This window comes from Streptomyces sp. H39-C1, assembly GCF_027158125.1.
GTDB lineage: Bacteria > Actinomycetota > Actinomycetes > Streptomycetales > Streptomycetaceae > Actinacidiphila > Actinacidiphila fildesensis.
The window spans coordinates 110,911-133,972 of record NZ_JAPVLS010000007.1; the positions used below are offsets into that span (position 1 = coordinate 110,911).

Consider the following 23,062-nt stretch of genomic DNA (forward strand, 5'->3'; position numbering starts at 1 on the left):
TCCTGCCACCGGGGCGCGCCGCGTCGATGCCGTCGGCCTGACCGGCCGCCGTCCGTCAGAGGAACGAGTTGATCTCGATCGTCTCGGTACGGCCGGGGCCCACGCCGATCGCGGAGATCGGCGCGCCCGACATCTCTTCGAGCGCCTTGACGTACGCCTGCGCGTTCTTCGGCAGGTCGTCGAAGGTCTGCGCCTTCGTGATGTCCTCGGACCAGCCGGGGAGCATCTCGTAGATCGGCTTCGCGTGGTGGAAGTCGCTCTGGTTGTAGGGCAGCTCCTCGACGCGCTTGCCGTCGATCTCGTAGGCCACGCAGACCGGGATCTGCTCCCAGCCGGTGAGGATGTCGAGCTTGGTGAGGAAGAAGTCCGTCAGGCCGTTGACGCGGGTCGCGTACCGCGCGATGACCGCGTCGAACCAGCCGCAGCGACGGTCGCGGCCGGTGGTGACCCCGCGCTCGTGGCCGATGACCCGCAGCTTCTCGCCGTCCTCGTCGAACAGCTCGGTCGGGAACGGACCGGCGCCGACTCGCGTCGTATAGGCCTTGAGGATGCCGATCACACGGCTGATCTTCGTCGGGCCGATGCCGGAGCCCGTGCAGGCACCGCCGGCGGTCGGGTTCGACGAGGTGACGAAGGGATAGGTGCCGTGGTCGACGTCGAGCAGCGTGCCCTGGCCGCCCTCCATCAGCACGACCTTGCCCTCGTCCAGCGCCTTGTTCAGAATCAGACCGGTGTCGGCGACGAAGTCCTTGATCTGCTCCGCGTAACCGAGGTATTCCTCGACGACCTGGTCGACGCTGATCGCACGCCGGTTGAAGAGCTTGACCAGGAGCTGGTTCTTCTCGTGGAGTGCGGCCTCCACCTTCTGGTGCAGGATCGACTCGTCGAAGAGGTCCTGAACGCGGATCCCGACGCGGTTGATCTTGTCGGCGTAGGCCGGGCCGATACCGCGCCCGGTCGTACCGATCTTGCGGCTGCCGAGGAACCGCTCCGTCACCTTGTCGATGGTCTGGTGATACGGAGTGATCAGATGGGCGTTCCCGCTGATCAGAAGCTTGGACGTATCGACGCCGCGGTCGTTCAGTCCGCTCAGCTCGGAGAGCAGGACCGCCGGGTCCACGACGACACCGTTACCAATGACCGGGGTACACCCCGGCGACAGGATTCCGGAGGGGAGGAGATGCAGTGCGTACTTCTGGTCGCCGACGACGACCGTGTGGCCGGCATTGTTGCCGCCCTGGTAACGCACGACATAATCCACGGAGCCACCGAGCAGGTCAGTGGCCTTCCCCTTGCCTTCGTCACCCCACTGAGCACCGAGCAGCACAAGTGCGGGCACAGGCGTACACCCCTTCCGGGCGGGGCATGTCCAACGTGCAGAGAGCCGTCGAACCGGTGCCCCGGAATAGACCAAGCCCCTGACGCAACGGCGCAAGGGGCTCTTGCACCGAGATTTTACCTGAGGAAGGACCAAGGTGTCGGCTCAGCCACCTGACGGGCGTCAATTGCTCGTGGTCATCGACCCCGCGGCACGTGCCGTCGACGGCGAATCCGTCCGCATCGCGAAGGATGTCCTGTGTGCGGGCGCGTCCTCCGTAAAAATCGCTCTTCCGGATTCGGCCGAAGAGGTGGCCCGGGTGCTGGCCCATCGCGGCCGGCGCCGTCCGGTGGTGCTGGGCGACGACCGGACCCTGCTGCGGGCGGTGCGGGCACTGCACCATGAGCGGGCACTCGGCGAGGCCCCGCTGGCGCTGGTGCCGATCGGGCCGCGCTCCTCGCTCGCCCGGGCGCTGGGCGTGCCGGGCCAGGTGCTGCCCGCGGCGCGGGCGGTGCTCGACGGCATGGACCGCGAGCTGGACCTGCTGGTCGACGACAGCGGCGGCATCGTGCTGGGCACGCTACAGATCCCCTCCAACGGCGCGGGATCCTCGTCGCACTGGTGGTCGCCGAATAGGGATGGGGAGCGAAGCGATTCGTTGAAAGGGTGGTGGCGGGTGACGGGTGGGCGCACCGCCCGGTCGCTGGTCCGGACGCTGACGATGCCGGCGCCCTCGAACGCGCACGGGCCGGGGCACGGCCACGGGCACGCGCCGCGCCAGCGGCTGCGGATCGAGGCGGACGGGGTGGTGCTGGTGGACCTGGACCACCCCGTGCACGAGGTGTCGTTCCGGACGGTGAACCCGGGGCTCATCGAGGTCCGGGTGAGCCTTCCCGACAGCCCGGAACCGCTGTGCGTGGAGGCCGCGACCGTCACCGTCTCGGGCCGGGACTTCCGCTACCGCGCGGATTCCGCCCTCGCCGGACCGGTCAGGACCCGCACCTGGACGGTCCAGCCGGGCGCCTGGCGGCTCACGGTGCCCCGCGCCTGAGGAAGAGACGCAGATCACGTCGGGGGCCGGGCGCGTCACCAGCTCGCGTCACCAGCTGACGAGCAGTTCTTCCAGGCCCCGGATGACGTAGCCGGGCTTCCAGCGCGGTTCGGCGGCGAGCCGCAGACCCGGCGCGCGGCTCAGCAGCGTGCCGAAGGACGCGGCCAGCTCGATGCGGGCCAGCGGCGCGCCCAGGCAGTAGTGGATACCGGCACCGAAGGTGAGATGCCGGTTGTCGGCGGCCGGGCGGCGCAGGTCCAGCCGGCCGGGGTCGGGGAAGCGCGACGGGTCGCGGTTGGCGGACCCGAAGAGCAGCGCGACCTCGGAACCCCGCGGGATCACCGTGTCGCCGACCTGGATGTCGTCCAGGACCCAGCGCTCGAACATCTGCAGCGGGGTGTCGTACCGCAGCAGTTCCTCGATGGCGTCGCGGAGCAGCCCGGATTCCGCGCGGAGCAGTTCGAGCTGATCAGGATGGCGGAACAGGGTGAACCAGCCGTTCGCTGTGGTGTTCACCGTCGCCTCGTGGCCGGCGTTGAGCAGCAGCACGCATGTGGAGACCATCTCCTGCTCGCTGAGCGTGTCCCCGTCCTCGTAGGCGGCGATCAGGGCGCTGATCAGGTCCTCGCCCGGTGTACGGCGGCGCTCGGCGATCAGCCCGCGCAGATACTCCGAGAACTCCTCGCTCGCCCGCACCGCCCGCCGGGCGGTCTCCTCGTCCGGGTTCAGCTCGTACATCCCGCAGATGTCCGCCGACCAGGGCCGCAGCGGCTGCCGGTCGCCGGGCGGGATGCCGAGCATCTCCGCGATGACCGCGACGGGCAGCGGTTCGGCGACCCGGGCCAGCAGGTCACCGCCGCCGTCCGCCTGCAGACCGTCGACCAGCTCGTCGGCGAGCCGTTGCACGGTCGGCGCGAGCCGCTCGACGGTGCGCGGGGTGAACGCCTTCGCGACCAGCCGGCGGATCCGGGTGTGGTCGGGGGCCTCCAGGTCCAGCAGGCCGTTGTCGTTGAGGACGTGGAACGGCTCGTGCCCGGCCGGCGGCGCCTCGCGGCCGAACTCCTCGTGGGTGAACCGGTGCAGATACGTACGCCCCAGCCGGCGGTCGCGCAGCAGCGCGCTCACATCGTCGTAGTGCGGGATCAGCCACTGCCGGGTGGGCTCGAACCAGTGCGCGCGGCCCGCCGCGCGCAGCGCCTCGTACGCCGGATACGGGTCCGCGACGAACGCGGCGGACCACGGGTCGAACTCCTTCACCGCCGGGCCGGACGTCTCCTGGCCGCTCATCGGTCGATCCGTCATCAGTAGGTCCGCCGGTCCTCGATCAGCCCGTGCTCGCGCAGATAGTCCAGCTGCGCCCGCACCGACAGCTCCGCCGCCGGCCACAGCGACCGGTCGACGTCGTAGTAGACGTGCGCGACCACCTGGGCGGGCGTCAGACAGCCCGCCTCCACGGCGGTCTCCACCTGCGCCAGCCGGCTCGCGCGGTGCGCGAGGTAGTACTCGACGGCGCCGCGCGCGTCCTTCAGCACCGGGCCGTGGCCGGGCAGCACCGTGTCGACGCCGGCCATCGTCATCGCCTGCAGACGGCGCAAGGAGTCGAGGTAGTCGCCGAGCCGGCCGTCCGGGTGCACCACGATCGTCGTGCCGCGCCCCAGCACCGTGTCACCGGTCAGGACGGCGCTGTCGGCCGGCAGATGGAAGGAGAGCGAATCCGCGGTGTGCCCGGGCGTGCCGACGACGCGCAGCTCCAGACCGCCGGTGGTGATGACGTCGCCCGCCGCCAGCCCCTCGTCGCCCAGCCGCAGCGCCGGGTCGAGCGCCCGGACCTTCGTCCCCGTCAGCTCGGCGAAGCGCGCGGCGCCCTCCGCGTGGTCCGGGTGGCCGTGGGTGAGGAGCGTCAGCGCGACGCGCTTGCCGGCCGCCTCGGCGGTCGCGACGACGTTGCGCAGATGCGCGTCGTCGAGCGGGCCCGGGTCGATGACGACCGCGAGATCGGAACCCGGCTCGGAGAGCAGCCAGGTGTTGGTGCCGTCCAGGGTCATCGGCGACGGGTTCGGGGCCAGGACGCAGACGGCACGTGCCGTCGCGGGGCCGCCGACCGTCGGCTGCGGCCTGCCGGGCAGGATCGCCGACGTCATTCAGCAGCTCCTTGCGACGAGTTGGGTCCTTGCTCGGATCCTTGCCCGGTTCCTTGCTCGGATCCTTGCGGAATGTGCTTGGTGAATTCCTCGTGCCCCGGCCAGCTCAGCACGATCTGCCCCTCTTCGAGCACCGCCCGCGCCAGCACCGGCGTCAGATCCCGGCTGGCCGCGCCCGCCAGGGCCGCCTTCACCGAGTCGTACGGGAGCAGCGCGCGCAGCGTCGCGATGGTCGGCGGCATCATCACCATCTCGCCGCGCCGGTAGCCCTCCACGGCCTCGGCCGGGCGCAGCCACACCGTGTGGTCGGCCTCGCCCGAGACGTCCAGGGTGCGCTGCCCGGCCGGCATCATCGCGACGAAGAACCAGGTGTCGTAACGGCGCTCCTCGAACTCCGGGGTGATCCAGCGCGCCCACGGGCCGAGCAGATCGGAGCGCAGCACCAGCTCGCGCCGGGCCAGGAAGTCGGCGAACGACAGCTCCCGGCTGACCAGTGCCTCGCGGTCGGCCTCCCAGCTCTCGCCGGTGGTGTCCGCCACGACGCTGTCACCGTCGGGACCCGCCAGCAGGACGCCCGACTCCTCGAACGTCTCCCGCACCGCCGCGCAGACCACCGCCTGCGCCGACACCGGGTCCACCCCGAGGGCGGCCGACCACTGCGCGAGCGACGGGCCGGCCCACCGGACCGGCTTCTCGTCCCGCGGGTCGACCCCACCGCCCGGATACGCGTACGCGCCCCCGGCGAAGGCCATGGAGGCGCGTCTGCGCAGCATGTGGACGGCCGGGCCGTCGCTCGTACCGTCCGGGCTGTCCCGCAGGAGCAGTACGGTCGCGGCCCTGCGCGGGGTCACGGGGGTCAGATCCCCGTTCGCCAGCGCCCGGATCCGGTCCGGCCAGGAGGCCGGGAACCACTGTCCGTCACTCGTGCCGCCGCTGCTCGTGGTCATGGGCGGGATCGTACGTCCTGCCGCCCTGATGTTCGAGGGTGAGTCTCCGCGGCCGGGCACCCGGCCCGGCCTGCGGAGCGCTCGGACCAGCGCGACCCGGCGTCAGACCAGCTCGACCTGGATCTCGACCTCGACCGGAGCGTCCAGCGGCAGCACGGCCACGCCGACGGCGCTGCGCGCGTGCACGCCCTTCTCGCCGAGCACCTCGCCGAGGAGCTCGCTCGCACCGTTGATCACGGCCGGCTGCCCGGTGAAGTCCGTCGCCGAGGCGACGAAACCGACGACCTTCACGACCCGCTTGATGCGGTCCAGGTCACCGACGACCGACTTGACCGCCGCGAGCGCGTTCAGCGCGCACGTACGGGCCAGGTCCTTGGCCTCCTCGGGCGTCACCTCGGCGCCGACCTTGCCGGTCACCGTCAGCTTGCCGTCCACCATCGGCAGCTGGCCGGACGTGTACACGTACACACCCGACTGCACGGCCGGCTGGTACGCGGCCAGCGGCGGCACGACGGCGGGCAGCGTCATCCCGAGCGAGGCGATCCTGTCCTCGACCGCGCTCACGCCTGCTTCTCCCGCTTGAAGTAGGCCACCAGCTGTTCCGCGTTGTTCCCATTGGGTACGACCTGGACCAGCTCCCAGCCGTCCTCGCCCCACGTGTCCAGAATCTGCTTCGTCGCGTGCACAAGAAGCGGCACGGTCGCGTATTCCCACTTAGCCATGGAGCCGACTGTAACGCCTGCTCCCACCCGCCCCGGCCAGCACCCGCCAGCGCTGCCCGGCGAGGTCCCGCCGGGAGATAGAGGCCACACCTGGGCAGTGGGCTGCTTGGGCCGAAGGCCGAGTGGTTAGGCTCGAAGGGTGAGCCCTCAACAGTCCACCCCCACCAGGCTCCATATCGTCACGGGCAAGGGCGGCACCGGGAAGACCACGGTCGCCGCCGCTCTGGCGCTCGCCCTCGCCGCCGAAGGCCGCCGCACGCTGCTGATCGAGGTCGAGGGACGGCAGGGCATCGCCCAGGTCTTCGAGACCGGGGCGCTGCCCTACGAGGAGCGGAAGATCGCCGTCGCGCCCGGCGGCGGCGAGGTGCGCGCGCTCGCCATCGACCCCGAGCTCGCGCTGCTGGACTACCTGGACATGTTCTACAAGCTCGGCCGGGCGGGCCGCGCCCTCAAGAAGCTCGGCGCGATCGACTTCGCGACGACCGTCGCCCCCGGTCTGCGGGACGTCCTGCTGACCGGCAAGGCGTGCGAGGCCGTGCGCCGCAAGGACAACGCGGGCTGGCGGGCGTACGACGCGGTCGTGATGGACGCCCCGCCGACCGGCCGCATCACCCGCTTCCTCAACGTCAACGACGAGGTCGCGGGACTGGCCAGGATCGGGCCGATATACAACCAGGCGCAGGCCGTGATGCGGGTGCTGAAGTCCACCGAGACCGCGGTGCACCTGGTGACGCTGCTGGAGGAGATGCCGGTCCAGGAGACCGTGGACGGCGTCGCGGAACTGCGGGCGGCCGGGCTGCCCGTGGGAGCCGTCGTGGTCAACATGCTGCGCCCGGTGCTGCTGGACGACGCGGACCTCGAATCGGCCGCCAACGGCCGGCGCACCGCCGTCGCCAAGGCACTGTCCCAGGCCGGCCTGGGCGGTGCCCGCACGGGCGGGCAGGCGGAGCGGCTCGTCGACCCGCTGCTCGCGCAGGCCCACGAGCACGCCCAGCGCGTCCTGCTGGAGCGCCGCGAGCGCGCCGAGATCGCCACCCTCGGCCTGCCGACGTACGAACTGGAACTGCGCGGCGAGGGCGTCGACCTCGGCGGCCTCTACCGGCTGGCCGACAGCCTGCGCAAGCAGGGAATGACGGGCGGGGAGAGCTGACATGGGTAGGAGCCGGCGGGGAGAACCGACATGGGCACGTCGGCGGGGGGAACTGACATGAGCCTGGAGAATCCGGGGGATCTGGAGAGTCCGGTGCTGGCGATCGACCCGCTCCTCGACGATCCCAAGACCCGCATCATCGTCTGCTGCGGCTCCGGCGGCGTCGGCAAGACCACGACCGCCGCCGCGCTGGGAGTGCGTGCCGCGGAACGCGGCCGCAAGTGCGTCGTCCTGACCATCGACCCGGCCCGCCGGCTCGCGCAGTCGATGGGCCTCAGCGAGCTGGACAACACACCGCGCCCGGTCACCGACATCGACGAGTCCGCGGGCGGCACGCTGCACGCGATGATGCTCGACATGAAGCGGACCTTCGACGAGGTCGTGCTCCAGCACGCGGACCCCGAGCGGGCCCGCGCGATCCTCGACAACCCCTTCTACCAGTCCCTGTCGGCCGGCTTCGCGGGCACGCAGGAGTACATGGCGATGGAGAAGCTGGGCCAGCTGCGCGCGCTGGACGCCTGGAACCTGATCATCGTCGACACCCCGCCGAGCCGGTCCGCGCTGGACTTCCTGGACGCCCCGCAGCGCCTCGGCTCGTTCCTGGACGGGAAGTTCATCAAGCTGCTGATGGCGCCCGCGAAGGTCGGCGGCCGGGCCGGGATGAAGTTCCTCAATGTCGGCATGTCGATGATGACGGGCGTCCTGAGCAAGGTGATGGGCGCACATCTGCTGGGTGACGTGCAGACCTTCATCGCCGCCATGGACACCATGTTCGGCGGCTTCCGCAAGCGCGCGGACGCCACGTACAAGCTGTTGCAGGCCCCCGGGACGGCGTTCCTCGTCGTGGCCGCGCCTGAGCGGGACGCGCTGCGCGAGGCCGCGTACTTCGTCGAGCGGCTGGCCGCCGAGCGCATGCCGCTGGCCGGCCTGGTGCTGAACCGGGTGCACGGCAGCGGAGCGCCGCAGCTCACGGCGGAGCGGGCGCTGGCCGCCGCTCAGGCGCTCGAGGAGCCGCGGGAAAATCTTGTGGACGGCGGCATTGTGGATCGTGAGGCCGGGAAGGCTGACTCCGTTGCCGACGGGACCGACGACGGGACGGACCCGAAGACCCCGGCCGAAGCGGCCGACGACATGACGATTCCGCCCGAGCAGAGGCTTGCCGCCGGGCTGCTGCGGCTGCACGCCGAGCGCATGCGCGTGGTCGCGCGCGAACGCCGCACCAGGGACCGTTTCGTCTCCGTGCACCCTGAGGTGCCGATGGTCGACGTAGCGGCCCTACCGGGCGACGTGCACGATCTGGACGGCTTGCGCTCGATCGGCGAACGGCTTGCCGGGGATCACCCCGCGGCGGCGTAGTCGTCCTCTTCGTCCAGCGGCAGGATGCCGGTGCTCCGCTCGTACTCGGTACGGGCGGTCTCGAGCAGCCTGCGCCACGAGGTCACCGTTGGACGGCGTCGCAGCAGTGCCCTGCGCTCGCGTTCCGTCATCCCGCCCCACACGCCGAACTCGACCCGGTTGTCGAGTGCGTCCGCCAGGCACTCCGTCCGCACCGGGCATCCGGTGCATACCGCCTTGGCCCTGTTCTGGGCCGCTCCCTGGACGAAAAGCTCGTCCGGATCAGTCGTCTTGCACGCTGCCTGCGTGCTCCAGTCGGTTACCCAGCTGCTCATGCTGGCGCCGTCCTCTCCCGAATCGAGGCTCCCCCACGGCGGCAACCGGCATATTCACCGTTGCCAGTTGAGGACGTTACGGAAGGTAGGCGTGACGCAACAGCCCTTTCAGGCCCAATCTTCGATGGCCCGAATGGACTATGGGTGTGCGGCAGATCACCCAACGGAGTGAGCGGCACCCATTTCGGACTTATGGGGCAGAGCGGTCACTGCGCCTGGCATATCGCCCAAGTCGCCCGGCATATGACAGGAATTCGGGCAGTTCTCATCACCCACAAGAGTGACGATGGAGGACAGGCGCACGCTCAGCGACCGCGCCTGTCCGTTACAGAGTAGGCGAACAGATGGGCGCACGTCCGGGGAATCGCAACGTAGGCTGCCTCCATGCCTCACAAGCGATCGGGCGGGGGTCTCTCGACGGCCCAGCAGGCCGCCAAGTTCCTCGGTGTCAGTGTCCTGTCCGGAGTGGTACTGGCAGGAATCGCCCTGCCGGCCGCCGGCGCCCTCGGCCTGTCGGCGAAGGGCACCGCCTCAGGGTTCCAGGACCTGCCCGGTGAGCTGAAGCGCCCTCCGCTCAGCCAGGCCTCGAAGATCCTCGACGCCAACGGCGGACTGATCGCGACCGTCTACTCGCGCGACCGCACCGTCATCCCGATCCAGCAGATGAGCCCGAACATACTGAAGGCCATCGTCGCGATCGAGGACGCCCGCTACTTCGAGCACGGGGCGATCGACCTCAAGGGCATCCTGCGCGCGCTCAACAAGAACGCGCAGGACGGCGGCGTCTCCGAGGGCGCCTCCACCCTCACCCAGCAGTACGTGAAGAACGTCTTCATCGAGCAGGCCGGCGACGACCCGGACAAGGTCGCGCAGGCGGTCCAGCAGACCGTCGGCCGCAAGATCAAGGAAATGAAGTACGCGATCCAGGTCGAGAAGGAACTCGGCAAGCAGCAGATCCTGGAGAACTACCTCAACATCACGTTCTTCGGCGAGCAGGCCTACGGCGTCGAGGCAGCGGCCAAGCGGTACTTCAGCAAGCACGCCAAGGACCTGACCGTCGGCGAGGCCGCGATGCTGGCCGGCATCGTCCAGTCGCCCAGCCGCTTCGACCCGGTCAACGACGAGCAGGAATCGATCAAGCGCCGCAATCTCGTACTGCAGCGGATGGCCGACCTGAAGGACATCACCCAGGCCCAGGCCGACGCCACGAAGAAGCTGCCGCTCGGCCTCAAGATCAGCAAGCCGAAGAACGGCTGCATCACCGCCGTGAACGGCGCCGGCTTCTTCTGCGACTACGTCCGCAACACGTTCCTGCAGAACGCGGCCTTCGGCAAGACGAAGGAAGCCCGCGCGAAGCGCTGGCGCCAGGGCGGCCTGACGATCAAGACGACGCTGGACCCGCAGGCGCAGGCGTCGACTCAGAACGGCATCGCCAAGCACGTCTACAAGGACGACCCGATCGCCGCCGCCGTCACCCTCGTCGAACCGGGTACGGGCAAGATCCGGGCCATGGCACAGTCCCGGCCGTACGGCTTCGGCAAGAACGAGACGCAGATCAACCTCTCGGTCGACCGGAACATGGGCGGCGGGGCCGGGTACCAGCCGGGCTCCACCATGAAGCCCTTCACCGCGGCAGCCGCCCTGGAGAACGGCTACCTGCCGGCGCAGCAGTATCCGGCGCCGTACGAGATGCCCTTCCCGGACGTCACCGACTGCGCCAACAACAACTACACCGACCACTCGCCGGTCCACAACGAGGACGAGAAGGAGAAGGGGCCGTACGCGATGCCCGAGGCGCTCCAGAAGTCCATCAACACCTACTTCGTCTCCCTCGAGGCCGAGGTCGGCCTCTGCAACGTGACGAAGATGATGAACAACCTGGGTATGACCAAGGCCGCCGGTGGCACGAACTGGAAGCTGGGCGCCTCCTTCACCCTCGGGTCCAACGAGGCCTCACCGCTCAACATGGCCGCCGCGTACGCCGCCTTCGCCGCTCGTGGCACGTACTGCGTGCCCCTGGCGATCGAGTCGGCGACGGACACCACGGGCAAGCCGGTCCCCGTGCCGAAGGCGAACTGCTCGCAGGCCATGTCGGAGACGACGGCCGACACCATCAACACCATGCTCAAGGGCGTGGTCGACGACGGTACGGGCGCCAAGGCGGGCCTTGAGGACCGTGCCACCGCGGGTAAGACCGGTACCACCAACGACCGGTACGCCGCCTGGTTCGTCGGTTACACGCCCAACATGGCGGCCGCCGTCTGGATCGGCGACCCGCGGCACGCGGTGAAGATGTACAACATCACCTTCGGCGGCCAGACCTACGACAAGGTGTACGGCGCGGACGGCCCGGCACCCATCTGGAAGGACTCTGTCAGCGGGGCCCTGGAGGGCAAGCCGGTCGAGTCGTTCAACGAGGTGCCGCTCAACATTCCGGAGAAGCCGACCGGTACTCCCCCGCCCAACCCCGGCAACCCGGGCAAGCCCGGCCACACCACCGGCGCCACGACCGCCGGCACCGGCAAGCCGCCGGCCAGTCCGAACCCCTTCCCCTCGTTCACCATCCCGCCGGGCATCATCGGCGGCGGGAACGGGCACTCGGGCGGCGGGACGGGCGGCAACCGCTGACGGCGGGGGCCCGGAACGACTGCGATCGGAACGGCTGGAACGGCTGAGGGGCGCCACCCGGAATCTTCGGGTGGCGCCCCTCACGCGTGCGATCGTGCGATACCGGGTGGATCAGCCCGCGAGCTGCTTCTTCACCTCGGCCGCGACGCGGCCGCCCTCGGCGAGACCGGCGACCTTCGGGTTCACGATCTTCATGATCGCGCCCATGGCGCGCGGGCCCTCGGCGCCGGCCGCCTTCGCCTCGGCCACGGCGGCGGTGACGATCCCGACCAGCTCCTCGTCCGACAGCTGCTTCGGCAGGTACGCGTCGAGCACCTCCCCCTCGGCCAGCTCGCGCTCGGCCGAGGCGGGACGGTTGCCCAGGGCGAAGGCTTCGGCCGCCTCGCGGCGCTTCTTCGCCTCACCGGCGATCACCTTGAGCACCTCGTCGTCGGAGAGTTCACGGGCGGTCGTGCCCGCGACCTCCTTCTTGGTGATCGCGGTCAGCGTGAGGCGGAGCGTGGCGGAGCGAAGTTCGTCGCGGCCCTTCATGGCCGCGATGAGGTCGTCGTGCAGTCGCTGTTTGAGCGTGGTGGTCATGCCGTCGAGTCTCGCACCCGCAGGGCGGTGCTGCCGCCCATTAACGCCTGCGTCCAGGGTCCCGTCGGCGTTCCGTCGGGTCCTGTCGACGTCCCGTCGGGTCCCGTCCGCGTCCTGTCCGGGTCCCGTCCGCGTCCCGTCCGCGTCCCGTCCGCCTCCCATCCGCGTCCCGCCCAGGTCCCGTCCAGGTCCCGGAGGTGTCCCGGACCGGTCCCGCGCGCCGGAACACCAAGCGCCCCATGGCATCCTGTTCGGTCACAGCTCTGCCGGACGGATCGGCGGACGTCCGGGGGGCAAGGGGACCAGATGAGGCTCTGTTTCCTCGTCGAGGAGCACTACCGTCACGACGGCATGCCTCTCGACGTGGTCAGGCAACTGGGCGCCTGGGGACACCAGGTGGACGTCATCCGCCCCGGCGGTTCTCTCATCCGGCTGTCCGAGTTCTCCGAACTGTCCGGGCTCTCCGCCGCGGTGCAGTCGGGCGCGCACGATGCCTGGGTGCTCAAGACCGTCTCCGGCGGCCCCGGCCTGACCCTCCTCGAAGGCGCGGCGGCACTCGGCCTGACCACGGTCAACGACGCCCGCGCGATCCGGGCGGTCCGCGACAAGGCACTCACCGCGCTCGTCGCGCAGCAGCACGGTCTGCCCATGCCGGTGACGTACGCGGCCGCCAGGGCCGAACTGTTCGCGGAGGTCCCCGAGGAGCACTTCCCGCTGGTCGTGAAGCCCGCGGCGGGCAGCTCGGGGCGCGGGGTGCGGCTGGTGCACACGCCGGACCAGCTCACGGGGTCCGGCGACAGCGGCGAAGCGGCCTCCGGTCCCGGCCCGGGCCCCGGTCCTGAGGACGGTGGTCTGCTCATAGCCCAGCCGTACGTGCCCAACTCCGGGACGGACCTGAAGGTGTACTGCGTCGGCGGCGAGGCGTTCGCGACCGTACGGGCCTCGCCGCTGCGCCCGGAACTCGCCGTGGACGAACGGCTCGTGCCGCTCCCCCGCGAGGTGGCGGGGCTGGCGGCCGAGATCGGCGCCGTCTTCGGCCTGGACCTGTACGGGATCGACGTGCTGCTCGGGCCGGACGGCCCGGTCGTCGTCGACATCAACGACTTCCCGAGCTTCCGCAAGGTGCCCGACGCCGTCGCCCGGGTGGCGCGGGCCGTGCTCGACCTGGCCAGGACGGGCGGAGCGGGCGGGCACGCCGGACTCACTCCCCAGGCCGCGGCCTTCGTCCCCGCACAGGCCGGCACATGAACACCGCTGATTCCACCGGACAGCGCGTCTGTTTCCTGACGGACAAGCCGGACCACCCGCTGCTGGCCGCCACCGCCACCCTGCTGGCGGACCGTCACCACACCAACGTCGAGTTCACCGACCCGGCCCACGCCACGGAACCCGCACCAGGCGCGCTCGCCGACGTCTACCTCCTCAAGTCCCATACGCCGCAAGCGATCCGGCTCGCCCGGGCCCTGGAGCGGCGCGGTGCGCGTGTCGTCAACTCGGCCGCGTCGACCGAGCTGTGCCAGGACCGGGTCCGGATGGCGGAGACCGCGCTGGCCGCGGGCCTCCCGTTCCCCGTGACCCGGACCGTCGCTCCGCTGTCACGGCTCACCGCTCCGCCGCCGTCGGGCTATCCGTTCATCGTCAAGAGCCGGGCCAACCGGCGCGGCGATGTCGTCGCCAGGGTCGACGACACCGCCGGGCTGCGGGACCTCGCCCGCAGGTGGCCGGACGAGCTGGTCGTCGTCCAGGACTTCACGCCGGGCGACGGCTGGGACCACAAGCTGTGGGTGATCGCCGGCCAGGTCTTCACCGGCCTGCGCCCGTCCCCCCTGGGAGCCCTGGACAGCCCGGACGGCCCGGACGGCCCGGACAGCGCGGACGGCGCGGACAGCGCGGACAGCGCGGACAGCGCGGCAGCTGAGCCCGGGGGCCAGCCCCCGCCGCCTCCGCCGCCCCCCGGGGCCCACGATCTGGCGCTGCAGGCGGGCAAGGTCTTCGCCCTCGACGTCTACGGCGTGGACGTGATCGCCGACCGGTCCGGGACCCCGCTCATCGTCGATATCAACGCCTTTCCCGGCTTCCGGGGCGGCAGCGGAGCGCCGCACGCTCTGGCGGCGCTCATCTCATCTGCGACGATGGACACATGCGAGCGCGATACGGAGTTCCCCTCGGCGTAACGGTAGTCGGCGCGGCGTGCGTGGCCTATGCCACGGCAATCGAACCGCAGGCCTTCCGGCTGCGCCGCGTCGAGGTCCCGGTGCTGCCCGCCGGGATGCGGCCGATCCGGATCCTGCAGGTCTCCGACATCCACATGGTTTCCGGCCAGAACAGGAAGCGCCGCTGGCTGCAGTCCCTGGCGGGGCTGCGCCCGGATCTCGTCGTCAACACCGGTGACAACCTCTCCGACCCGGAGGGCGTCCCCGAGGTCCTGGACGCGCTCGGCCCGCTGATGGATTTCCCCGGCGCCTACGTCTTCGGCTCGAACGACTACTACGGGCCCCGGTTCCGCAACCCGGCCCGCTACCTCATCGAGAAGTCCCGCAGCCAGCACGGGCTCAACGGCAAGACGGACCCGGTCACCAATGTGGTCCGCAACCCGTGGGGCGATCTGCGCGACGCGTTCGACGCCGCCGGCTGGATCGGCCTCAGCAACACCCGCGGCCACCTCAAGCTCGACGACGGCATCGAGATCGCCCTCACCGGCCTCGACGACCCGCACATCAAGCGCGACCGCTACGCGGCCGTCGCCGGCGGCCCCGACCCGGCCGCGGACCTCAGCCTCGCCATCGTCCATGCCCCGTACCTGCGGGTCCTGGACGCCTTCGCGGCCGACCGCTACCCGCTGATCCTCGCCGGCCACACCCACGGCGGCCAGCTCTGCATCCCCTTCTACGGCGCCCTCGTCACCAACTGCGACCTGGACACCAAGCGCGTGAAGGGCCTGTCCGCCCACACCGCGGGCGGCGAGCGCTCCTACCTCCACGTCTCCGCGGGCTGCGGCGCCAACCGCTACACCCCGATCCGCTTCGCCTGCCCTCCGGAGGCGACACTCCTCACGCTGACCGCCCGGAAGGCGGGCCGCCCCGTACGGTGAGGCGATGTCCGAGCCGGCGCTCCGTCGTCCTTACGTCGCCCTCTGCCGCGCGCTCATCGCCGCGGCCGCCGTCACCGGCATCACCATCGAGTGCGTGCACACCGACCCGCTGCGCGTCTTCACCTTCTTCACCATCCTGACGAACGCCGCCATCGCGATCACCTTCGCCTGGTCGGCGCACCGCGCCTGGACCGGCCGCCCGCCGCTGTCCCCGCGCATCACCGGCGCGGTCCTGCTCTGCATCGTGATCACCGGTCTCGTCTACCACCTCGTGCTGGCCAACGAGTCCAGCGGCTTCTCCGAGGCGGAGAACCTCGCCCAGCGCACCGGCGACCTGATCCTCTCCAACCAGCTGCTGCACACCGTGACACCCGTCACAGTCACCCTCGACTGGCTCCTCCTCACCACCCCGGCCCGCTTCCAGTGGCGCTACGCCTACCAGTGGCTCGCCCTCCCCCTCGCGTACGCCGCCTTCGCCCTCCTCCGCGGCCCCCTGATCGACCCCCCGAACCGCTACCCCTACCCCTTCCTCGACGTCGACCTGCACGGCTACCCCGCCGTCCTCCGCAACGCCGCCGTCCTCGCCCTCGCCTTCTCCGCCCTCGCCCTCCTCCTCATCACCCTCGACCGCACCCGCCCCCGCCTCCCCACCCAGGAAAACCGGATTTCGTCTCCGGCTTCCCGTCCGCTAAAGTAAATCTCGTTGCACCGGGGTGTGGCGCAGCTTGGTAGCGCGCTTCGTTCGGGACGAAGAGGCCGTGGGTTCAAATCCCGCCACCCCGACCCAGGTCAGAGGCCCTATCGGAGAGATCCGATAGGGCCTCTTTCGCGTTGTACAGCAGGAAAGTACAGCAACCACTCCGGCCGCTGGCGACCTTCATCGACCGCCGGATCTGACAGGACCTGATCGGCCGCCGCCAGCTCGACTAGCCCGCTCTCGAACTTGCACAGGTGCTGGGATGGCACCTGCATACAAATCTGCGTAGTCACCGAGATCTGCTCTGCACCTCGATGCACGAGTGGGCCCCCTGTGCCGACAACAGCGAGCCGCAGGTGTGACGAGCGTCAGGGACGCGGTTCACCTGGGCCATGCCTCCGAGAACCGGAAGGGCCTCCGCAAGGAGGCTGGGCGGTGGCTGACGCCGAGGGCAAGGTCGAGATGAGCGCCCCGGGCAGCGTCATCGGTCGGTACGTGGCCAACGCGCCATCCGGCGGCAGGCTGCGGTACATGCGACGGCCAGGATCGTGGCATCAGGGCCTGTGGCTCGTCCTCGCCGGTGCCTCGCGGCGCGGGGAGGCACCGGCGACGGCGGCGGGTCGCCTCACGCCAGTAGACGCGCCGTCGAGGCCCGCCAGAGAGCCGCGCTACGCCGCGGCGACGGTCTTCTTCTTGCGCTTCTGGGGACCGATGGCCATGCCGTGCTGCCCTGCGAACGCGGTGCTGTACTCGTAGGCGATGTTGGCCGCGAGCGGGATCGAGCGGGACTGGGAACCGCCGCCGCTGACCGTGTCCAGAATCGCCATGTCCTTCCACCTGCCGACGGGCTCCTGCTTGAGGGTCAGCGCTAGGGAGGGCAGGTGGATCGTCTCCCAGTTCTTGCTGATCACGATGGCGACCGCGCGGAGCATCATCCCGTCCCACGACGTCGGGTCCGATCCCCAGGCGTCAAGGACCGTCGTCAGGGTCTTGCGCACGAGACCGTCTTCAGGGTCTCGCATCCCGTGGACAACCTTGAGGGCTTGGATCGCCGAGACGCCGTTCTTCGACGTGCCACTCGACACGTGCAGGCCGCAGCTCTCGACGTCCCGGTTGATCGTGACCGCCTCGGGTTCCTTGGCGGTCACCGCCACGACGAAGTTCTCGAACGGTCGCACCGCGCGACGGTCGCGGTTCGCCGCAAGGAACAGCTTGGCCTCTCGCTGCTTAGTCAGGCCCTCGTACACCATGCAGTCGCGTTCGAAGTCCGGGCCCTCGATGTCCAGGGCGACCTTGGTGGAGTGCTGGCCGTCGAGGAGGAAGTCGCCGTCAGGCCGACGGGAGACGATCGCGGGCATCAGCACCTCGCGATCCCAGATCTTCGCAAGGCGGCCGGCCCACTTTGGCTGGAACATCCGCTGTGCGTCGAGGTTCGGGTCGACCCTCAACTGCGAGACCCGGATGCTCTCGTAATACTTCCTCACGACCTGCTTGCGGCGGACGATCTTGGTGGTAGCCACGCGCCCCTCCCTCGGTGTCACGGCGGTCGGACCTCGCACACACTACGCGGAGAAATCTCCGCGCGTCTGGGATTCTCGCGGACCACAGATTTACGCGTGCAACGAGGTCTCGCGGACGCTTCCTTGATCACATCCGTAGCTGCGTGGAGTTCGCGGATGAGCGTCGAGCGCCTGGCACACCCACTTAGAATGACGAGAACGGAGGGTTGTTTTTTACTTACCATATCTAGCGAGGCTAGGTAGAAATAACTAGGGTTGATCTTGCAGCTACTTGCCGATCTTGGGAGATGGACGTGACCGACGATGGATTCGCAGACTGGGGCGATCTCGACACTGCGCTCAAGGGGGAGGGCGGCGTTCTCCGCGTCTCCATGCTTGATCTCCGCTACCTCAGCGGCTTTGACCGGCTCAAGGTCCGAGTCCTAGCCCTCATCCGCTCTCAGCTCTCCGATTTGGGGATCGGCTACCTGCCCGAGGACTTGCCTGGCGATCAGAACGCCTTCGTGGTGCTCTACAAGATCGGGAGCGAGGCTGGGGCGGTGATTGACGCGGTCCGCAACGGCCGGAGCACGCCTTGCGTCAGCTCAACACGGCCAAAAGCACCAAGGTCAAGCAGGAGTACGAGCTGAAGACGATGGAACTGAAGGAGCAACTGGAAGCTATTGAGGAGGCGGCAAAGGAGATGCGCAGCACGCTCGAACGTGGGTGACTGCTCTGCTTGCTCGGACCGGAGAGACGAACGGCCCGGATCACGACCTGTCGGAAGTGCTGACAACAACACCGGTTTCCTGGGCCGCTCCTACTCGGACCCCAAACTCCTCCAGGGCACTGACCGGGGAAGCGGGCGCAACATAGCCGACGATCGCCGGTTAGCCCAACCGGCGATTCTCCGCACGATTGGTGTTCCCCAACCAACGAGGAGCACCACCTCACATGACCACGCTCGCACTCCGACCTGACATCATCGCCCTTCTCTGCAGCGCGGACTTCACGCGCCTTTCCGACACCGGCATATGGACCCACCGCGACGGACGCCCGTTTAGCCGGGAGGAACAGGCTCGTGTCTTTGAGGCAACCCGTGCCGAACGTGAAGAAGTACGAATGCAGCTCACCCGGTACCGGAACTACGTACAGGAAGCGGTGCACGCGCCGGAGACTCTGCAGCGCTTCCTCGCCCCGTTCATGGAGCAGCTCACCGAGAAGAACCTCGGCAACGCCGTCGAGCTCATGAGCAAGGACGAGTACACCGAATTCGAACGTCTGCTCGCCCTCATAGTCGAACCGGCGTGCCCCTTCACCGCCAACACCTTCTGACGAAGGGCAGCGGTGACCTGACCTAGGCCAGAGGCCCCATCGGAGAAATCCGATGGGGCCTCTGGCCTGCGGTACACCAGCGAAGTACAGCAACTACGCCGACGGTTAGCGACCTTCATCGACCGCCTGATCGGGCAGGCCCTCGTCCAACTCGGCCGCCGCCAGGTCCGCCAGCCCGCCTTCGAGCGTGGCCCCGAGCTTGCGCAAGGCGTCACGGGTCTGTTCGGACGGAATGTGGGTGTAGACCTCCATGGTCACCGAGATCTGCGTGTGCCGGAGGATCTGCATCGCGATGCGCGGGTGGACGTCCAGGGCCGCGAGCAGCGAGCCGCAGGTGTGGCGGGTGTCGTGGACGCGGATCAGCCGGACCCCGGCTTCTGCGCAGCGGAACGCGAAGCGCCGGTTGAAGTTCCGGGGCTCGACCGGTGTGCCGTAGCGGGTGGTGAAGACCATGTCCGACTCAGTCCACAGCTCGCGGGCAGCGAGCTTGTGTGCGTCGCGGCTCTTCTGCCGCAGCAGAAGGGCTGCGCGGCAGATATCCGGCAGCGGGAGCAGCGCCTCCGAGGCGTCGGTCTTGGTTTCCGAGTGCAGGAGTTGCCGGCGCACCCGCTGGAGCTGCTTCTGGATGAGGACCTCGTTGCGGTCCATGAGCACGTTCGCCCACTCCAGTCCGAGCACCTCCCCCTTTCGGAGCCCCAGGACCAGGATCATCACGTACGCGCCGTACAGCGGGTCGCGGGCCGTGCGGGCGGATTCGAGGAAGCGACTGGCCTCCTCCACCGACCAGGGGACGACCCTGCGGCTGCGGGGCTTGGCCATTTTGACCAGCTGGGCGGCGTTGCGGGAGATCATCTCCTCACTCATCGCGTACGTCAGAGCGCTGCGCAGCACGGTCCGGGCGTCGCCGACCGACCGTTTGGCCAGCACCTTGCCGCAGCACTTGCCGATCGCGCAGCAGCGACGGCGCTCCTCGGGCCGGGCTTCGTCCTTGCCCTGCGCGCAGCACTGGCAGGTGGCGGCGAGCTTGTTGAGCCACTCGCGCACGTCGCGGACGTTGAGCCGGTCGACGCGCTTGGCGCCGAGGAGCGGGGCTATGTAGAGACGGACCACCGTCTCGTAGGTGGCCGCGGTGAGCGGCTTGAGGTTGACCTCCACCTCTTCCTTCAGCCAGTGGGCGAGGAAGCTCTCCAGGGTCGGGGTGCTGGTGGCCACCGGGCCGGCCTTGGCCGCTGTGTGGAGCTTGAGCCACTTGTCGTGGACCTCGGGACGGGTCTTGCCGTAAACGTACTTACGGGCGCGCTTGCCCATGGGCGTGGTCACCCAGGCGTAGGCGGCGAAGCCGTTCTTGTAGGGGTAGATGGACCCCTCGCCGTTTCCGCGCTTGCCGCTCAAGCCGCCAGCTCCACATCGTTGGCGACGACCTGGGCCACGTACTCGTCGACCCAGACAGGCAGAATGCGGCGGCTGCGCCCGATAAGAACGGAGCGGATCTCGCCCGACCGGACGAGTGCCTTGGTCTTGGACAGGCCGAAGTTGAGCATCACGGCGACTTCGGCGGTGGTGTACCACTTCCGCTCGATGACGGTGGTGGCGTTGGTGGGCATGGGGAGGTTCCTCTCCTGGCCGACCGTGGGACGGCGAATCCCGGGGTCGGCTGGTGAATCGTTCAGGGATGGGCTTGTGGATCAAGCAGGATGCCGCGCTGTTCGTAGCAGCGCGGCGCTGTTTCAGTTGTTGTCGGTCGGGCCGTTCATACGGTCGCCGAGGTAGCTGCGGAGCCTGGGCGGGGCAGCGTTGTGGTGATGGAACTCGCCATTGGAGGCCACCGCCATCTCATGCGTGAGGAGCCCCTTGACCATGTCTTCCTGGTTCGGGTTGGCGTCCGTATACGCCTTGAGGTCGTCCTGGATCCGGCGCATGTCCTTGCCCAGCGCCCGCCATTCCTTCCATCTGTCGACGTACTCGCCGATGAGACGACGGACCAGCGGATTGGCGAGCTGACCGGGCGGGCTGCTCAGTTCATCGATCGTGAGGTCGAAGACCTTGCAGAAGCCGATCGCCTCATCGAGGTTGACCCTCCGACGGGGCTTGCCGCTCTCGATGCGCCAGATCGCGGACTGGTTGACGACATGGCCGGCCTCGGCCATCCGCTCGGCCAGCGTGACCGTGCTCCAGCCGCGCGCCTCGCGTTCGAGCTTGATGCGCTCGGCGACGTACTCCTCCGGCAGCGGCCGCTCCTGCCCTGCGCGAGACGTGCCTTCGTCACTGCTCACGGCTCCACCTCTCGACAGGGCCCGGCTTCAGCCGGGGCGATACTGACAAGCAAACACCATTGCGCAGACGAATGCAAGCGTTGCAATGCGGAACGTTTCCGGTACCTTGGTCGTTCACCTGGAGGAGGCGAACGCAAAAAGCCCCCGGCGCTACGAACGCCGAGGGCCCAGCTCGCACTCTCACAACCGCCCATCCCTGAACGATTTACCCGCGTGGCCTGGGATTCGCCGTCCCGTGTGGCCCGCGAGCGAGGAGCTTCGTGTCCAGTATGGACGAACCCCGGTCGAACGCGCCACACCTCCGGCAGGACGGCAGCCACCCGCCATCTCCGGATATAACGGCGGTACCCCCGCACGACGTGGCTGCCGAGGCCGCTGTGCTCGGCGCCTGCATGCACCACCCCGACGTGATCGACGCCGTCCGCCACCTGCTCGACGGCGCCGACTTCTACCGCCCGGCCCACGAGTCGATCTGGCGCGCCCTCCTCGCCCTGCGCAGCGAGGACAAGCCCACCGATCCGATCGTCCTGTGCGACCGGCTGCGCGAGCAGGACGACCTGCAGCGCGTCGGCGGCGCCCCGTACCTGCACCAGCTGGCGGGATCCACACCCTCGATCAGCGGCGCCGAGCACTACGCCGGCATCGTGCGCAAACTGGCCGACCTGCGGCGCCTGCGCACCTCCAGCATCCGCACCGTCCAGCGCACGATGGAACCCGGAGCGGACCCGGACCTGATCCGCAGCGAGGTCGAATCAGAGGTCCGGGCCGAGCGCGAGCGCGCCCTGGCCTCGGGCCAGGGACGGCTGTCGCGGTACATCGTCGACGGCTGGCGATTCGTCACCGAGACCGGCGCCGACAAGCAGCCCCTGTGGGGGACCCGCTCGCAGACGGCCTGGGCGTCCGGTGAGAGCCTGATGATCGTCGGAGCACCTGGCGTCGGGAAGACGACCATTGCCCATCAGCTGATCATGGGCCGCCTGGGCCTGGCGAGCAGCGTCCTCGACATGCCGGTCGCGCCGGGCAAACGCGTGCTGTATCTGGCCATGGACCGATCGCAGCAGATCGCCCGCGCCCTGGCCCGACGTGTCGAGCCCGCGCACGAGTCGCGCCTGCGCGAGGGCCTCGCCGTCTGGCAGGGCCCGCTGCCCGCCACCTTGGACAAGGAACCCGACCTCCTCGCCGACCTCGCCGCCGCCCACCAGGCCGACACGATCGTGATCGACAGCCTTAAGGACGCGGTCAGCACCCTGGTCGACGACGCCCTCGCCGTCGCCTACAACAACGCCCGCCAGCGAGCCATCCGCCAGGGTGTCGAGGTCATGGAACTCCACCACCAGCGCAAAGCCACCGAAGGCGCGCCTCGCGCCCAGCGGCCAACCCTGGACCGCGTCTACGGCTCCACCTGGCTCACCTCCGGAGCAGGCAGCATCCTGTTCATCGGCGGGGAGGCCGGCGACCCCGCCGTCACGCTCCACCACCTCAAGTGCCCGACCGGCGAGATCGGCCCCCTGCAGGTCCTCCACGACCACGAACGCGGCACCTCGCAGGTCGACCCCGCCCTCGACCCGGTCGCGATCCTGCGCCAACGCCCCGACGGCCTGACCGTCCGCGAACTCGCCACCATCCAGAGCGGCGACAACAACCCCGACCGCGCCGCCAGCGAGAAGGCCCGGCGCACCCTGGAACGCCTCGCCAAGGCCGGACTCGCGATCAAGGCCGAAGGCGCCGCAGGCGGCAGCGGAGGCGGCCAGCAGGCCCGCTACCGCGCCTCGGTCCGCCACATCGGCGCGGTCTCCTAACCCCGCCCACCAGGCGTCCGGACCGTCCACGGGGGCGTACACGCACCCCTCCCGCGCACACGGCTCCACACCGCGTCCGGAGCGTCCACGCTCGCGGCAAAACCACAGGTCAAGCGTTCACGCGACCGTACACGCCGTCCACGCACCCCAGCGTCCACGCGC

At 69.5% G+C, this 23,062-nt stretch carries 23 protein-coding genes and 1 tRNA gene; 12 read left to right on the forward strand and 12 right to left on the reverse strand.

Features of this window, described 5'->3' with window-relative positions:
• Window positions 1-55 precede the first annotated feature (55 nt).
• On the reverse strand, window positions 56-1,339 hold the full coding sequence (locus tag O3W51_RS07110) for an adenylosuccinate synthase (protein WP_138358690.1): 1,284 nt from the start codon (window positions 1,337-1,339) through the stop codon (window positions 56-58).
• A 136-nt stretch (window positions 1,340-1,475) separates the two neighbouring features.
• Between O3W51_RS07110 and O3W51_RS07115 the strand changes: the two genes are divergently transcribed.
• Entirely contained in the window at window positions 1,476-2,369 is an 894-nt protein-coding gene (locus tag O3W51_RS07115) for a diacylglycerol kinase family protein (RefSeq protein WP_269284689.1), read from the forward strand.
• 48 nt (window positions 2,370-2,417) lie between these two features.
• Here O3W51_RS07115 and O3W51_RS07120 read toward each other — a convergent pair whose 3' ends face one another.
• The 5 genes from O3W51_RS07120 to O3W51_RS07140 all read right to left on the reverse strand — a co-directional run bounded on the left by O3W51_RS07120 (window position 2,418) and on the right by O3W51_RS07140 (window position 6,179).
• Complete coding sequence (locus O3W51_RS07120; RefSeq protein WP_232485821.1) at window positions 2,418-3,671, reverse strand: cytochrome P450; 1,254 nt, start codon at window positions 3,669-3,671, stop codon at window positions 2,418-2,420.
• Complete coding sequence (locus O3W51_RS07125; protein ID WP_138358692.1) at window positions 3,671-4,510, reverse strand: MBL fold metallo-hydrolase; 840 nt, start codon at window positions 4,508-4,510, stop codon at window positions 3,671-3,673. Before O3W51_RS07125 ends, O3W51_RS07120 begins: the two co-directional genes overlap by 1 nt.
• Entirely contained in the window at window positions 4,507-5,457 is a 951-nt protein-coding gene (locus tag O3W51_RS07130; protein WP_138358694.1) for an NUDIX hydrolase, read from the reverse strand. Before O3W51_RS07130 ends, O3W51_RS07125 begins: the two co-directional genes overlap by 4 nt.
• Before the next feature lie 102 nt (window positions 5,458-5,559).
• Window positions 5,560-6,021 carry a RidA family protein gene (locus O3W51_RS07135; RefSeq protein WP_138358696.1) on the reverse strand — a complete coding sequence of 154 codons (462 nt, stop codon included), beginning with the start codon at window positions 6,019-6,021 and terminating at the stop codon, window positions 5,560-5,562.
• Window positions 6,018-6,179, reverse strand: a complete 162-nt coding sequence (locus O3W51_RS07140; RefSeq protein WP_138358698.1) for a DUF4177 domain-containing protein — start codon at window positions 6,177-6,179, stop codon at window positions 6,018-6,020. The genes O3W51_RS07135 and O3W51_RS07140 overlap by 4 nt, the downstream gene beginning before the upstream one ends.
• A 139-nt stretch (window positions 6,180-6,318) precedes the next feature.
• Here O3W51_RS07140 and O3W51_RS07145 point away from each other — a divergent pair, with 139 nt between their 5' ends.
• Both O3W51_RS07145 and O3W51_RS07150 read left to right on the forward strand, forming a co-directional pair.
• On the forward strand, window positions 6,319-7,329 hold the full coding sequence (locus O3W51_RS07145; RefSeq protein ID WP_269284692.1) for an ArsA-related P-loop ATPase: 1,011 nt from the start codon (window positions 6,319-6,321) through the stop codon (window positions 7,327-7,329).
• 57 nt (window positions 7,330-7,386) lie between these two features.
• Entirely contained in the window at window positions 7,387-8,685 is a 1,299-nt protein-coding gene (locus tag O3W51_RS07150) for an ArsA family ATPase (protein WP_138358702.1), read from the forward strand.
• Here O3W51_RS07150 and O3W51_RS07155 read toward each other — a convergent pair.
• Window positions 8,667-8,999, reverse strand: a complete 333-nt coding sequence (locus tag O3W51_RS07155; protein ID WP_138358704.1) for a WhiB family transcriptional regulator — start codon at window positions 8,997-8,999, stop codon at window positions 8,667-8,669. The genes O3W51_RS07150 and O3W51_RS07155 overlap by 19 nt on opposite strands.
• A 384-nt stretch (window positions 9,000-9,383) precedes the next feature.
• On the opposite strand from O3W51_RS07155, the gene O3W51_RS07160 reads away from it, so the two are divergent.
• A complete protein-coding gene (locus tag O3W51_RS07160; protein ID WP_269284695.1) occupies window positions 9,384-11,627 on the forward strand; it encodes a transglycosylase domain-containing protein in 2,244 nt (747 codons plus the stop codon).
• Window positions 11,628-11,738: 111 nt separating this feature from the next.
• Here O3W51_RS07160 and O3W51_RS07165 read toward each other — a convergent pair whose 3' ends face one another.
• Complete coding sequence (locus tag O3W51_RS07165; protein ID WP_138358708.1) at window positions 11,739-12,206, reverse strand: GatB/YqeY domain-containing protein; 468 nt, start codon at window positions 12,204-12,206, stop codon at window positions 11,739-11,741.
• 306 nt (window positions 12,207-12,512) lie between these two features.
• On the opposite strand from O3W51_RS07165, the gene O3W51_RS07170 reads away from it, so the two are divergent.
• The 5 genes from O3W51_RS07170 (at window position 12,513) to O3W51_RS07190 (ending at window position 16,080) form a co-directional block, all read left to right on the forward strand.
• The gene (locus O3W51_RS07170; protein WP_138358710.1) at window positions 12,513-13,454 is read left to right on the forward strand and encodes an ATP-grasp domain-containing protein; all 942 of its coding nucleotides are present in this window, start codon (window positions 12,513-12,515) and stop codon (window positions 13,452-13,454) included.
• Window positions 13,451-14,380: an ATP-grasp domain-containing protein gene (locus tag O3W51_RS07175; protein ID WP_269284698.1), complete on the forward strand. Its 930-nt coding sequence runs from the start codon at window positions 13,451-13,453 to the stop codon at window positions 14,378-14,380. The genes O3W51_RS07170 and O3W51_RS07175 overlap by 4 nt, the downstream gene beginning before the upstream one ends.
• The gene (locus O3W51_RS07180; protein WP_269284700.1) at window positions 14,347-15,297 is read left to right on the forward strand and encodes a metallophosphoesterase; all 951 of its coding nucleotides are present in this window, start codon (window positions 14,347-14,349) and stop codon (window positions 15,295-15,297) included. Before O3W51_RS07175 ends, O3W51_RS07180 begins: the two co-directional genes overlap by 34 nt.
• 4 nt (window positions 15,298-15,301) lie before the next feature.
• On the forward strand, window positions 15,302-15,994 hold the full coding sequence (locus O3W51_RS07185) for a Pr6Pr family membrane protein (RefSeq protein WP_138358714.1): 693 nt from the start codon (window positions 15,302-15,304) through the stop codon (window positions 15,992-15,994).
• A 12-nt stretch (window positions 15,995-16,006) separates the two neighbouring features.
• A tRNA-Pro gene (locus O3W51_RS07190) sits at window positions 16,007-16,080 on the forward strand.
• Window positions 16,081-16,662: 582 nt separating this feature from the next.
• Here the strand turns inward: O3W51_RS07190 and O3W51_RS07195 are convergent.
• Complete coding sequence (locus O3W51_RS07195; RefSeq protein WP_269284703.1) at window positions 16,663-17,514, reverse strand: DUF6551 family protein; 852 nt, start codon at window positions 17,512-17,514, stop codon at window positions 16,663-16,665.
• Window positions 17,515-18,088: 574 nt separating this feature from the next.
• On the opposite strand from O3W51_RS07195, the gene O3W51_RS07200 reads away from it, so the two are divergent.
• A complete protein-coding gene (locus tag O3W51_RS07200) occupies window positions 18,089-18,223 on the forward strand; it encodes a hypothetical protein (RefSeq protein WP_269284705.1) in 135 nt (44 codons plus the stop codon).
• 392 nt (window positions 18,224-18,615) lie between these two features.
• Window positions 18,616-18,828 carry a hypothetical protein gene (locus O3W51_RS07205; protein ID WP_269284707.1) on the forward strand — a complete coding sequence of 71 codons (213 nt, stop codon included), beginning with the start codon at window positions 18,616-18,618 and terminating at the stop codon, window positions 18,826-18,828.
• Window positions 18,829-18,933: 105 nt separating this feature from the next.
• Here the strand turns inward: O3W51_RS07205 and O3W51_RS07210 are convergent, their stop codons facing one another.
• The 3 genes from O3W51_RS07210 to O3W51_RS07220 form a co-directional block, all read right to left on the reverse strand.
• Window positions 18,934-20,220 (reverse strand): site-specific integrase, encoded by a 1,287-nt coding sequence (locus tag O3W51_RS07210; protein WP_269284708.1) that lies wholly within the window; start codon window positions 20,218-20,220, stop codon window positions 18,934-18,936.
• Window positions 20,217-20,432, reverse strand: coding sequence for a helix-turn-helix domain-containing protein (locus tag O3W51_RS07215; protein WP_269284710.1), 216 nt, complete (start codon window positions 20,430-20,432; stop codon window positions 20,217-20,219). Before O3W51_RS07215 ends, O3W51_RS07210 begins: the two co-directional genes overlap by 4 nt.
• Before the next feature lie 123 nt (window positions 20,433-20,555).
• A complete protein-coding gene (locus tag O3W51_RS07220; protein WP_269284711.1) occupies window positions 20,556-21,101 on the reverse strand; it encodes a helix-turn-helix domain-containing protein in 546 nt (181 codons plus the stop codon).
• A 269-nt stretch (window positions 21,102-21,370) separates the two neighbouring features.
• Here O3W51_RS07220 and O3W51_RS07225 point away from each other — a divergent pair, with 269 nt between their 5' ends.
• Window positions 21,371-22,900 (forward strand): DnaB-like helicase N-terminal domain-containing protein, encoded by a 1,530-nt coding sequence (locus O3W51_RS07225; protein WP_443048250.1) that lies wholly within the window; start codon window positions 21,371-21,373, stop codon window positions 22,898-22,900.
• Window positions 22,901-23,062 lie beyond the last annotated feature (162 nt).

Bases quoted from the DNA above. Each gene is read 5' to 3' on its own strand.
- O3W51_RS07150 (WP_138358702.1), top strand. From the start codon at position 7,387: ATGAGCCTGGAGAATCCGGGGGATCTGGAGAGTCCGGTGCTGGCGATC.
- O3W51_RS07205 (WP_269284707.1), top strand. From the start codon at position 18,616: ATGCAGCTCACCCGGTACCGGAACTACGTACAGGAAGCGGTGCACGCG.
- O3W51_RS07180 (WP_269284700.1), top strand. From the start codon at position 14,347: ATGCGAGCGCGATACGGAGTTCCCCTCGGCGTAACGGTAGTCGGCGCG.
- O3W51_RS07170 (WP_138358710.1), top strand. From the start codon at position 12,513: ATGAGGCTCTGTTTCCTCGTCGAGGAGCACTACCGTCACGACGGCATG.
- O3W51_RS07120 (WP_232485821.1), bottom strand. From the start codon at position 3,671: ATGACGGATCGACCGATGAGCGGCCAGGAGACGTCCGGCCCGGCGGTG.
- O3W51_RS07130 (WP_138358694.1), bottom strand. From the start codon at position 5,457: ATGACCACGAGCAGCGGCGGCACGAGTGACGGACAGTGGTTCCCGGCC.
- O3W51_RS07185 (WP_138358714.1), top strand. From the start codon at position 15,302: ATGTCCGAGCCGGCGCTCCGTCGTCCTTACGTCGCCCTCTGCCGCGCG.
- O3W51_RS07225 (WP_443048250.1), top strand. From the start codon at position 21,371: ATGGACGAACCCCGGTCGAACGCGCCACACCTCCGGCAGGACGGCAGC.
- O3W51_RS07215 (WP_269284710.1), bottom strand. From the start codon at position 20,432: ATGCCCACCAACGCCACCACCGTCATCGAGCGGAAGTGGTACACCACC.
- O3W51_RS07175 (WP_269284698.1), top strand. From the start codon at position 13,451: ATGAACACCGCTGATTCCACCGGACAGCGCGTCTGTTTCCTGACGGAC.
- O3W51_RS07140 (WP_138358698.1), bottom strand. From the start codon at position 6,179: ATGGCTAAGTGGGAATACGCGACCGTGCCGCTTCTTGTGCACGCGACG.
- O3W51_RS07125 (WP_138358692.1), bottom strand. From the start codon at position 4,510: ATGACGTCGGCGATCCTGCCCGGCAGGCCGCAGCCGACGGTCGGCGGC.
- O3W51_RS07160 (WP_269284695.1), top strand. From the start codon at position 9,384: ATGCCTCACAAGCGATCGGGCGGGGGTCTCTCGACGGCCCAGCAGGCC.
- O3W51_RS07165 (WP_138358708.1), bottom strand. From the start codon at position 12,206: ATGACCACCACGCTCAAACAGCGACTGCACGACGACCTCATCGCGGCC.
- O3W51_RS07155 (WP_138358704.1), bottom strand. From the start codon at position 8,999: ATGAGCAGCTGGGTAACCGACTGGAGCACGCAGGCAGCGTGCAAGACG.